The following is a 10,902-nucleotide window of genomic DNA, read 5'->3' as shown; positions in this document are numbered from 1 at the left end:
CCGATCGGGGCGATCGGCGCCGTACTGGTCTACGAATTCGTGGCCTTGGGCTATTCTCAAGGAGCTACTAACGGCGCCGCCCTGCACACCCTGTTGCTGTTCGGCAAGACGCTTGCCATCGGTTTTGGCCTGGGCAGCCTGGGCGGCTATGCCTGGGGACAGATACTGCGCCGACGCTGGCTGCCGCCGCGCTTGCACAGTTTTGGCACCCTGATGATGGTGTTTACGCTCTTCACCACCTCGGATGTGCTGTTTCATGAGTCAGGGCTTTTGACCGTCACGGTGATGGGCATCTGGCTTGCCAACATGCGTGGCGTGCCTACCGACGAGATTCTGGAATTCAAGGAAACCCTGACGATTCTGCTGATCTCAGGGCTTTTCATTCTGCTCGCGGCAAGATTGACAGTGGAGCAATTGGCGCTGCTGTCCTGGCCGGCCTGGGGGTTTCTAGGGGCGCTGGTATGGGTAGGACGACCATTGGTGGTCTGGCTTTGCACCTTGACCAGCAATCTCGAATGGCGAGAAAAAGCCCTGCTTGCCTGGCTTTCGCCCCGGGGCATCGTCGCCGCCGCGGTGGCATCGCTGTTCGCTATCAAGCTCGAGGAACTAGGCGTTGCCGGTGCGGAGATGCTGGTGCCGATCGCCTTTGTGACCATTATCAGCACCGTCGTGGTACAAAGTCTGCTTTCGCGCCCCATTGCGCGAATGCTCAAGGTCGTGGAACCGCCACCCTCCGGATTTCTGATTCTGGGTGCCAATCCGGTCGCACGAATCATCGGTCTTGAACTGCAGCAGGCAGGTTTTCTGGTACGCCTTGCGGATACGGACTGGGAAGCGATCCATACAGCGCGCATGGCAGGTCTACCAGTCTATTATGGCAATCTTCTTTCCCGTCATGCAGAACAGCACATGGACTTGACCGGTATCGGCCATCTGCTGCCGCTGTCGCCCTACCGGGAGCTCAACAACCTGGCGGCGCTGTATTACGCCAATGAGTTCGCCTACGGCAAAGTCTTTCAACTGGCGGAAACACGCGAGCGCAGTGATCGCCACTATCGGGATCAGGCCGTAGGCACTTGCCGGTGCTGTTCGAGGAAAATGCCACCTACGCTCGGCTGCATGAACTGATCAAGCAAGGCGCCGAGCTTCGCAGCGCCCATCTGCATGACGAGGTTGATCTGGAGCAGTATTGCGAACTGCACGATGACAAGCTCATGGCGCTCTTTTGCATCGATGCCAACGGGCGTATTCGGGTAGCCAACAGCGAGATTCCTCTCGATCCTCAGCCTGGCGAAACCCTGATCAGCCTGGTCTATCCGGAATCGCCCCTGCTTGGACGCGAAGAGTACGCGTAAGCAAGAACACATAGAGTCTATTCACGATCGTTACGAACGAAGGCCAGACCGGGACGCGGAGTTAAGGCGACATTGATCGAAGAAAGGACCGGGCTCGCGCTCGAGTTTACTGGTGTAAATGAGTATTTTGACCGGGCTGGCGCACCAGATCAATTTCAACGCCGTATTGCCGAGTGCAGTAGATCGTGGATGGGCTCTTAAAAGAACATGCGCCGCAAGGCCGCCCCCGGATCCTGCTCACGCATGAAGGCTTCCCCGACCAGGAAGCCATTCACGCCATATTCAAGCATATGCTCAACGTCGCCACGGGTATTGATACCCGATTCGGTAATGACCGTTACGCCTTCAGGAACCCGGGAAAGCAGCTGAAAGGTGGTGTCCAGAGTAGTGTCGAAACTATGCAGGTCTCGATTGTTGATACCCACAAGCTCGAGATCGAGGGTCAGGGCACGCTCCAGTTCCAGGGCATTGTGAACTTCTACCAGTACGTCCATCCCTAGCTCGCCGGCCTGCTGATGCAGATCCTTCATTCGCGCATCGTCCAAGGCGGCAACGATGAGCAGAATGCAGTCCGCGCCAATGGCCCGGGCCTCGACGACCTGATAGTCGTGGACGATGAAATCCTTGCGAATCACCGGCAGTTCACAGGCACTGCGAGCCTCCATCAAATAGTCTTCGTGGCCCTGGAAAAAGTCCGCATCGGTCAATACCGATAAACAGCTGGCCCCGGACTCTGCATAGGCTTTGGCGATCGCCGCCGGGTTGAAATCCTCGCGAATGACGCCGCGGGAAGGTGAGGCCTTCTTGATTTCCGCAATCACCGCCGGGTCGCCCTCTTCGATGGTGCGATTCAAGGCATTGATGAACCCTCGAGGAGCGCCTTGCTCACCTGCCTGTTCCATGAGCGTCGCTTCCGGGACCCGAGCACGGCGCTCGGCTACCTCTTCGTCCTTGCGCGCCAATATCTTGGCCAGAACGGTGGGCAAATCGTTGGATAGGGTCATGGCACGCCTTCCTTTACGTTTCTGTGGTCCATGGACTAACGCTTAGCGATAGACGATCTGGGTATCTATAAGAGTGTAGTCCGGCGATCGCTGCTCATTGATCACTGAATACGCGACTGAAGTCTGTAAGCTCTTTCATTTTTTCAAGGGCAAGTTTTGATGCCATGGCGTCCTGGGCCAGGGCCACGCCTTCCTTGATGCTATCGGCAATATCCGCCGCATACAGCGCCGCCCCAGCGTTCAGCGCCACGATATCCGCTGCAGCGCCCTCGCCCACCAAGGCCTCCTTGACCAGTCGCAGGCTGTCTTCGGACGTCAGCGCCTTGAGCGAATCGAGGGGTTGGCGTTCTATCCCAAGCTCTTCCGGGGTGATGACATAGCGTTCGACCACCCCTTCGCGCAGCTCGGCAACATGCGTCGGAGCCGCCAGGGAAATCTCGTCAAGACCATCCTCGGCATGTACCACCAACACATGATGACTGCCTAGAAGCCCCAGCACTTCCGCCATCAAGGGCACCAGGCTAGGCTGATAGACGCCCAGCAACTGATGCTGGGCACCCGCAGGGTTGGTGAGCGGCCCGAGAATATTGAACACGGTGCGCACCCCCATCTCCCGCCGGGCATTGATAGCATAGCGCATGGCGGGATGATGCATGGGGGCGAACATGAACCCCACCCCCACCTGCTCGATGCAGCGTGCTACCTGATCCGGGGTGAGATCGAGCTTGATGCCGGCCACGTCGAACAGATCGGCGCTCCCGGAAGAAGAGGACACGCTGCGATTGCCATGCTTAGCCACATGGCCACCGGCGGCAGCTACCACGAAGCTCGAGGCGGTAGAGACATTGAACAGATTCGCGCCGTCGCCGCCGGTACCCACAATATCTACCAGATCATTCAGGGGGACATTGACCGGGGTCATCAACTCCCGCATGACCTGGGCCGCTGCCGCGACCTCCTCTACCGTCTCGCCTTTCATTGACAGGCCGATCAGAAAACCACCGATCTGGGCATCCGTGGCATTGCCCGTCATGACGTGTCGCATCACGGCATGAGTATCGTCGTAATTCAAATCGCGACTGCGCATTACGGCGTCGATTGCTTCTCGCATTTGCATGGCGGGCTCCTCATTGCTGCAATGATTACAGCATAAGATAACGGTATAATTGGTTGTTTACGATTAAGGACGAGAACGTTCGAGGAAATTGCCCAACAGTTCGTGCCCCTGGCGCGTCAATATCGACTCCGGATGAAACTGAACGCCTTCGATATCCAGGCTGCGATGACGCAGACCCATGATCACCCCAGGTGTGACATCGTCGTCGCCGGTCCAGGCGGTGACTTCGAGTTCTTCTGGCAGGCTCTTGGCATCGACGATCAATGAGTGATAGCGGGTCACTTCCAAGGGGTTTTCCAATCCAGTGAACACCCCGTCGCCACGATGCTGCACCAAAGACGTCTTGCCGTGCATTACCTGAGGCGCCCGCACGACCTTGCCGCCGAATACCTGTCCAATCGCCTGATGACCCAGACACACCCCCAGGATCGGCAGCTTGCCGGCGAAATGGCGGATCACATCCAGGGAAATCCCCGCCTCGTTGGGCGTACAGGGGCCCGGGGAAATCACGATATGGCTTGGCGTCAGCGCCTCGATATCTGCAAGACTCAAGGCGTCGTTACGATAGGTCTCGACCACGGCTCCCAGTTCCGCCAGGTACTGGACCACGTTGAAGGTAAAACTGTCGTAGTTGTCGATCATTAGCACTGACATCAGCACTTACTCCGGCACGCCCATGAATATCTCCATGAGCAGAAATCAAGGTTGCAGATCAGGGTTCGAGGTTGTCCAGGCCGCGCTCCGCCATGGCCACGGCGCGAAACAGGGCACGCCCCTTGTTCAGGGTCTCCTGCCACTCCATTTCCGGCACCGAGTCCGCCACGATGCCGGCCCCTGCCTGAACGTGCAGCTGCCCGTCCTTTATCACGGCAGTACGAATAGCGATAGCGGTATCCATATTGCCGTGCCAGGAAAGATACCCTACCGCCCCGGAGTAGATGCCGCGTTTGACCGGTTCCAGCTCGTCGATGATCTGCATGGCACGGATCTTGGGTGCTCCGGAAAGCGTGCCAGCGGGAAAGGTCGCCCGCAGCACGTCAATGGCGGAGAAGCCCGGTGACAGGCGCCCTGTCACGTTGGAGACGATATGCATGACATGGGAGTAGCGCTCGATGGTCATGCGATCCGTGACCTTGACGGAGCCCGCCTCGCAGATCCGCCCTACGTCATTGCGCCCCAGGTCGATCAGCATGACGTGCTCGGCGATCTCCTTAGGGTCCGCAAGCAGCTCCGCTTCCAGCGCCTGATCCTCTTCCTCGTTACGCCCGCGCTTGCGCGTACCGGCTAGTGGGCGCACCGAGACTTCGCCGTTCTCGAGCCGGGTCAGGATTTCCGGAGACGAGCCCACCACCTGATGATCGTCGAGATTGAGAAAGAACATGTAGGGCGAGGGGTTGAGGCTGCGCAGCGCACGATAGAGATCCAGCGGCGGCGCCTTGAAGGGAATCGACATGCGCTGAGACGGCACGCACTGCATGATATCTCCGGCCAGCACATACTCCTTGATGGTAGTGACTACGCCCTTGAAGCGCTCCTCGGTGAACCCCGGTGTAAAATGACCTTCTTCCACATCGCCTTCGCCGGTCCCGGGACTCGCGAAGTTCAGAGTTGCGGCGCGAAGCTCGACTTCAAGCAGCTCCAGACGATGAACCGCCCGTTCATAAGCCTCCTTCTCATAGGGGTCTGCATGGGTCCACAGGGTCAATTTGCCAGAGAGGTTGTCGAACACGACGAATTCGTCGCTGACCATCAAGAGGATATCCGGCACCCCGATGGGGTCAGGCTTTTCCTGCGCCTCCTGGCTACGCAGGCGCGGCTCGATGTAGCGAATGGTGTCGTAGCCGAAATACCCAACCAGCCCGCCATCGAAGCGGGGTTGATCATCGAACTGAGGTACCTTGAAGCGGGTCTGGAACTGCTCGATCCAGAGCAGCGGATCGTCCACTTGGGTGATGCCGGACTGTTCCCCATCGACGATATGGCGCACTTCGTTGCCGCGCACTTCGATGCGCTGCCGACAGGGCAAGCCAATGATGGAATAGCGGCCCCACTTCTCGCCGCCCTGAACGGACTCGAGCAGAAAAGTCCAAGGGGCATCCGCCAGCTTGAGGTAAGTGGAGAGCGGCGTATCGAGATCCGCCAATACATCACGGGTAATCGGAATGCGATTGAAACCGGCCTGCGCCAGTTCGGCGAAGCGTTCGAGAGTCATCATGCCCGGCTATTCCTTCAGGATGGGTCGAGACAGGTTAAGTCGACAGACGTATCAGTGCCATTGGGTCAAGTAATGATCGATATGACGATCACCCGCGCGTCACCATCGCCAGCGTTTGACGTCCCGAAGGGGCGCATTACGATAGGATGTGGCGCTGTTTAGGCTGTATAGAAAGACCCGAGAGAAAGGAAAGATATCCAGCATCATGAATAGTCCGTTATTGCTGAATCTTATTGATTTTCGGCTGTTTATAGCATAATTCAACAACCCTAAACGAGTTCTCCAAGGGATTCAACTATCAGATCGGGTTTGCTAGCGATGATCGGCTCGCCATGATTATAGCCGTAAGGAACCGCAAGGGTGCGGAAACCGGCTCGCTTGCCGGCTTCCATATCGTGGCGAGAATCCCCAATCATCAGGCACTGCTCCCCCGGAACGCCGAATTGATTGGCCATGTAGAGCAAAGGCGCGGGATCGGGTTTCTTTTGCGCCAGGGAATCGCCGCCCAAGGTCAGCTCGAAATAATCTGCCAGGTCAAAGGCGTCGAGAATCGGTGCAACGAAGGCGTGAGGCTTGTTGGTTACCAACACCAAAATGAGACCCTGTTGCTTCAATGCCGCCAGCGCTTCCTTCACCCTAGGGTAAACCCGAGTGCGCGTATGCGGGGCGCGAGCGTAGTGTTCCAGAAAGGCGGTATGCGCTGTATCTAGCGTCGACTCGTCAGGCACGCTGCCGGTTGCATAGCGTAGCGCCCGCTCGATCAGCTTGCGCGAACCGTTACCCACCCAGTCTCGTACCAGCGCAGCGCCCGCGGGCGCCAACTCCCGCTCGATGAGCATGACATCCACTGCGGCAGCCAGGTCGGGCACGGAGTCGATCAGAGTGCCATCCAGATCGAAGGCGACAAGACGAATTCCCTCAAGACATGAATGCATAGGACTCCAGCAAGATCGAGTAGATGAAAGGTTTGATGACGAGAAAAGGATTCAGCTCGAAGCGCCCTGGCCTTCAAGCCAGGCACGCTTGGCCGGCGCAGGCTGCTTCTTGAGCCAAGCTTCCAGCTTCAACGCTTCGCTATGACTACCCAAAGGCTGTTGATGCAGCAAACGCAGCGGCCCCTTCCCACGCAGGGAACGCGCTCCCCGCTTGCTCGTTTGATGCTCCTCGAAACGTCGGGCCACATCCGTGGTGATACCGGTATAAAGCGCGCCACGAGCGGTCTCGAGCACATAAAGATACCAACGACGCGCGTCCTGTTCGCTGGCTTGCCGTTCATCAAGTAGGGTCATGGCGTCGCTGTCTTGGCCAACGCATCACGAAACGCTTGAATCACACTGTCATAACGATGGGCATCTTCTTCGCGACGCGCCTTGAACACCGCGGAACCGGCAACGAAGGTATCCGCCCCGGCCCCGGCGACCTCGACAATGTTGTCGACCTTGACGCCGCCATCGACTTCCAGACGAATGGCACGCCCTGACGCATCGATACGCTCCCGGGTCTGACGCAGCTTGTCCAGCGTGCCGGGAATGAAGGATTGACCGCCGAACCCTGGATTAACGCTCATCAACAGAATCATGTCGAGCTTGTCCATCACATGGTCGAGATACGCAAGCGGCGTCGCAGGATTGAATACTAGCCCCGCCTTGCAGCCGCCATCCTTGATCAGCTGCAGAGAGCGGTCGATATGCTCCGACGCCTCCGGATGAAATGTGATGTAACTGGCTCCAGCGTCAATGAACTCACCAATCATGCGATCCACCGGCTTGACCATCAAATGAACGTCGATAGGCGCGATTACGCCATGCTTGCGTAGCGCCTGACACACCATCGGGCCAATCGTCAGGTTGGGCACGTAGTGGTTGTCCATTACATCGAAATGCACGATATCCGCACCGGAGGCTAGCACGTCATCAACTTCCTGGCCCAGACAGGCGAAGTTTGCGGAAAGAATCGAAGGAGCAATCTTGAAGTCGGACATGAGCGGACCAGGGATCGTCGAAAAGTGCCAGTATTCTAGAGCACGGCAAACAAAAGAAAAACGCGCCGTCTGAAACGGCGCGACATCAAAGTAAAAGCATCACTCTTTCACCATGTTCGGCGCGCTATCACGCAAGACTTTTTCGGGAATGCCCTTGCGTACTTCAGCAACCTGGTCCGCCGTTACTGAATCGCCATCGTTGCCCCAGCCGCTGCGCACGAAGGTCGCCAAATCAGCAACCTCTTTATCCGAGAGCCGCCAGCCAAAGCCCGGCATGGCGAGTTTTGCCGGCGCTTTGGGGGTAGAGGGCATCTGGGCTCCGGCCAGTATCACATGCAGCAAGCCATCCGGATTCTCTGCAACAACCAGGGAGTTGCCTTTCAGCGCCGGGAATACCCAGGACGCCCCTTTGCCATTGGTGAAATGGCAAGCGTTGCAGTTATCCAGATACAGTCGCTCGCCGGAATCGATATCCACCTTGGCACTGGCAAGGGTCGCGCTGGTATCTTTATTTTCATCGGTCTTGTCCTGGACTGAGGGTGCTTCATCATCCGAAGGCGCTTCAGTGCTACGGGGCAACGACTTCAAATAGACGGCGATAGAAGTCAAATCCTCATCCTTGAGATGAGACAGGCTGTGCTGAACCACAGAGATCATTTCCCCCACAACGCCGCTATGCACGTTGCGTCCCGTGGCCAGATAGTTGGCGATATCTTTCTCGCTCCAGCCTTGAAGCCCTTGATCCCCCTCGCCGCCACCGCGAAGATTGGGCGCATACCAGACACCCAGGGTCTGTCCGGTCAAAAAGTGATCGTCACCCGCGCCATAGGCCTTCTGCTGGAAGAACAAGCCTCGAGGCGTATGGCAGCTGCCGCAGTGCCCCAGCCCCTCGACCAGATAGGCGCCGCGATTGTACTGTTCGCTCTGATCTGGATTCGGCTCGTAGGTATCCGCCGTTGCGAACATCCAATCCCACAGCCCGATACCCCAACGCTGATTGAAGGGAAAGCTCAAATCCGTCTTTTCAGGCTCGTTGTCCACCGGCTCCACGCCTTCCATGAAGTAGGCGTACAGCGCGTCGATATCCTCGTCGGTCACTTTGGCATAGGCGGTATAAGGCATGGCCGGGTAGAGGTGCGTACCATCCGGGAGCGAGCCTTCCCGCAGTGCCGCGGCGAAATCATCTCGGCTGTAATTGCCGATGCCGGTCTGCTTGTCCGGGGTGATGTTGCTCGAATAGATGGTGCCGAAAGGGCTGTCAATTCCCAGTCCGCCGGCAAACGACTGGCCATCCTCGGTAGTATGACAGCCGGTGCAGTCGCCAATGCGGGCAAGATATTCACCCCGGTCGATCTGCGTCTGGCTCGCAGCGTTTGCCTCTATGGTAAAGAGGAAAAGGCTACAGCCCAAAACTGCAAAAGGTAACGGTATAAATTTCATGATAGCTTTCCTATCCATGCATTGAGCACTTAAACAGCTTTTACGCCCTCTCCCCAGTGAGACTGACCGGCCCCAATGGGTAAGGCTCGTCATGCTGATCCACCCACTCCAAATAAGCGGCACGGGCACCGGGAAAGCCGATAAACTGCCAGGCCAGCATGTGCTTGTTACCCCCATGGATGGGATCGGCGAAGTAACCTTCCTTGGTGTTCTGCAGTAGAAATTCGAAGAACTGGCTCGCAGAGACATCGTCGAAGTCCAGCTTGCCCTTTTCAAGTTGGGTCAGAACGTCGTCCTGTTGCTGCTTTTCCAGTCCGGCAAAATTTTTGCCCTGCTCGTTCTGGCAGTGTGCATTAGTGGCGGCGATGCCTTTACGATAGACCTGATTCGGAGTCAACGACGACTGGTAGCCAAGCTCCGGCGGCGCGTCCGTAACGAATGGCGGCTTCATGTACCAGTCCGCAGCGTTGCCGAAGTCGCCATCCATCTGCTTGTCGATAAAGACCGGCACGTTGGTTTCCAGAGCACCCGGGCCGTTGCCATCCGAGGGAATCAAACGATCACAGGCGGCCAAGATGAATTTCCATTCCTCCGGTTTGAAGAATACCGGCTGATACTCGGATAGGTTGACAGGTGACTCTGCGGCCTCCGCGGTAAGCGATACACCGCTGCCAACGGTCACCGCAGGGATCATCAGCAAAGAGCCCTGCATGAAACGACGACGGGACTCGTTCTTGAGTGGCTTATCCATGGCTATTTCCTCCATCTCTTTTTTTAACTTCAGTCACATGCCGTTTATTAGAATTCTTGCTGATAGCTGTAATTATTGTGGCCGTTCACAGTCGCCTTTCAGAAAAATATCCAGTAAATAAGCAGCGCATAAAGCAGGTACTGTGCGACGTAATAAAGCGTTTTGTTGTAACGTTTCAATTTCTTACCCTGCATGCGCACTTTTTGAATACCACCAAACATGCGGTTGAGCAGCCCCACTTTGTCACCCTCGGTATTCTTGGTCGCTGAGGCGGCCAGCACGATTCTTGAAAAGAGCCGATTGAACCAGTCCACCGGCGCGAAAGTCACCGGACGTTTTATATCTAGAAATAAAATGATGCGATTGGTGTCGGTATTGTTGGCAGCGTAGTGCAGATAGGTTTCATCGAACATCACTGCTTCGCCGTCGCGCCAAGAGTAGTTCTCGCCATCGACACAGATATAGCAATCATCCGAGTTGGGGGTGTCCAGCCCCATGTGATAACGCAGAGAGCCCGCGTAAGGATCGCGGTGCTTGACCAGCTTTGCTCCCGGCGGAAGCATGGCGAACATGGCACCCTTGACTTGAGGCATGCGGTTGATCAGCAACACCGTACGCGGACACAGCTCATTGGCAGATGGCAGACTGGCCCCATACCATTTCAGATAAAAGCGTTTCCAGCCGGTTTTGAAAAAGGAATTGAAGCCAATGTCGTCGAGTTCATCCGAGGCCTTGATATGTGTCTGCGCATTGAGCGCTAGTGCTTCATCGCGAATTTCTCGCCAGTGATTCTCGAAGATATCAAGCTCGGGGAATTTTCTGGTTTCTATGAAAGGCCTGTTTCCTACGGCAGAAAACGCATAAAACAAGCAGTTGACCGGACCCAGAAAATTAGAGTGATCCGTGATTTTGCGTGACAGTCTTTTATGCTGCATATTGCCACGATTCTGAATATAAACGGCGCAAGAAACGAATATGGCTAAAATGATTAGTCCCATTGCAGGCTCACCTCCTCGATATTCAGTCATATTCTATTTGT

General features: G+C 56.5%; 12 protein-coding genes. 2 read left to right on the top strand and 10 right to left on the bottom strand.

Features of this window, described 5'->3' with window-relative positions; translation table 11 throughout:
- Both CH74_RS17480 and CH74_RS19755 read left to right on the top strand, forming a co-directional pair.
- The coding region (locus CH74_RS17480; protein ID WP_253273117.1) for a sodium:proton antiporter at positions 1-1,128 on the top strand (1,128 nt) is incomplete at its 5' end.
- A complete protein-coding gene (locus CH74_RS19755; protein ID WP_053070821.1) occupies positions 1,083-1,355 on the top strand; it encodes a hypothetical protein in 273 nt (90 codons plus the stop codon). The genes CH74_RS17480 and CH74_RS19755, both read left to right, overlap by 46 nt.
- A 197-nt stretch (positions 1,356-1,552) precedes the next feature.
- Here CH74_RS19755 and trpC read toward each other — a convergent pair whose 3' ends face one another.
- From trpC to CH74_RS17430, 10 genes are all read right to left on the bottom strand, one after another.
- Positions 1,553-2,359: an indole-3-glycerol phosphate synthase TrpC gene (gene trpC / locus CH74_RS17475; RefSeq protein ID WP_048308820.1), complete on the bottom strand. Its 807-nt coding sequence runs from the start codon at positions 2,357-2,359 to the stop codon at positions 1,553-1,555.
- Between the two features lie 94 nt (positions 2,360-2,453).
- The gene (gene trpD, locus CH74_RS17470; RefSeq protein ID WP_048308819.1) at positions 2,454-3,476 is read right to left on the bottom strand and encodes an anthranilate phosphoribosyltransferase; all 1,023 of its coding nucleotides are present in this window, start codon (positions 3,474-3,476) and stop codon (positions 2,454-2,456) included.
- Between the two features lie 63 nt (positions 3,477-3,539).
- Positions 3,540-4,130 (bottom strand): aminodeoxychorismate/anthranilate synthase component II, encoded by a 591-nt coding sequence (locus CH74_RS17465; RefSeq protein WP_048308818.1) that lies wholly within the window; start codon positions 4,128-4,130, stop codon positions 3,540-3,542.
- A gap of 58 nt (positions 4,131-4,188) precedes the next feature.
- Positions 4,189-5,688: an anthranilate synthase component I gene (gene trpE, locus CH74_RS17460; RefSeq protein ID WP_048308821.1), complete on the bottom strand. Its 1,500-nt coding sequence runs from the start codon at positions 5,686-5,688 to the stop codon at positions 4,189-4,191.
- 272 nt (positions 5,689-5,960) lie between these two features.
- A complete protein-coding gene (locus CH74_RS17455; protein WP_048308817.1) occupies positions 5,961-6,626 on the bottom strand; it encodes a phosphoglycolate phosphatase in 666 nt (221 codons plus the stop codon).
- A 51-nt stretch (positions 6,627-6,677) separates the two neighbouring features.
- The gene (locus CH74_RS17450) at positions 6,678-6,980 is read right to left on the bottom strand and encodes a GIY-YIG nuclease family protein (RefSeq protein WP_048308816.1); all 303 of its coding nucleotides are present in this window, start codon (positions 6,978-6,980) and stop codon (positions 6,678-6,680) included.
- Entirely contained in the window at positions 6,977-7,672 is a 696-nt protein-coding gene (gene rpe / locus CH74_RS17445; RefSeq protein WP_048308815.1) for a ribulose-phosphate 3-epimerase, read from the bottom strand. The genes CH74_RS17450 and rpe overlap by 4 nt, the downstream gene beginning before the upstream one ends.
- A 99-nt stretch (positions 7,673-7,771) precedes the next feature.
- Complete coding sequence (locus CH74_RS17440) at positions 7,772-9,112, bottom strand: cytochrome c (RefSeq protein WP_156181577.1); 1,341 nt, start codon at positions 9,110-9,112, stop codon at positions 7,772-7,774.
- Between the two features lie 40 nt (positions 9,113-9,152).
- The gene (locus tag CH74_RS17435; protein WP_082140491.1) at positions 9,153-9,863 is read right to left on the bottom strand and encodes a gluconate 2-dehydrogenase subunit 3 family protein; all 711 of its coding nucleotides are present in this window, start codon (positions 9,861-9,863) and stop codon (positions 9,153-9,155) included.
- A 98-nt stretch (positions 9,864-9,961) separates the two neighbouring features.
- Entirely contained in the window at positions 9,962-10,798 is an 837-nt protein-coding gene (locus CH74_RS17430; protein WP_253273116.1) for an aspartyl/asparaginyl beta-hydroxylase domain-containing protein, read from the bottom strand.
- Positions 10,799-10,902: the final 104 nt, after the last annotated feature.

Source organism: Halomonas sp. PR-M31, from assembly GCF_001039575.1.
Taxonomy (GTDB): Bacteria; Pseudomonadota; Gammaproteobacteria; order Pseudomonadales; family Halomonadaceae; genus Modicisalibacter.
This window is presented reverse-complemented; position numbering and strand designations above follow the sequence as displayed.

Coding starts and splice junctions, on each gene's coding strand:
- rpe (WP_048308815.1), bottom strand. CDS start 7,672: ATGTCCGACTTCAAGATTGCTCCTTCGATTCTTTCCGCAAACTTCGCC.
- trpC (WP_048308820.1), bottom strand. CDS start 2,359: ATGACCCTATCCAACGATTTGCCCACCGTTCTGGCCAAGATATTGGCG.
- CH74_RS17455 (WP_048308817.1), bottom strand. CDS start 6,626: ATGCATTCATGTCTTGAGGGAATTCGTCTTGTCGCCTTCGATCTGGAT.
- trpD (WP_048308819.1), bottom strand. CDS start 3,476: ATGCAAATGCGAGAAGCAATCGACGCCGTAATGCGCAGTCGCGATTTG.
- CH74_RS17435 (WP_082140491.1), bottom strand. CDS start 9,863: ATGGATAAGCCACTCAAGAACGAGTCCCGTCGTCGTTTCATGCAGGGC.
- CH74_RS17465 (WP_048308818.1), bottom strand. CDS start 4,130: ATGTCAGTGCTAATGATCGACAACTACGACAGTTTTACCTTCAACGTG.
- CH74_RS17430 (WP_253273116.1), bottom strand. CDS start 10,798: ATGCAGCATAAAAGACTGTCACGCAAAATCACGGATCACTCTAATTTT.
- CH74_RS17450 (WP_048308816.1), bottom strand. CDS start 6,980: ATGACCCTACTTGATGAACGGCAAGCCAGCGAACAGGACGCGCGTCGT.
- trpE (WP_048308821.1), bottom strand. CDS start 5,688: ATGACTCTCGAACGCTTCGCCGAACTGGCGCAGGCCGGTTTCAATCGC.
- CH74_RS17440 (WP_156181577.1), bottom strand. CDS start 9,112: ATGAAATTTATACCGTTACCTTTTGCAGTTTTGGGCTGTAGCCTTTTC.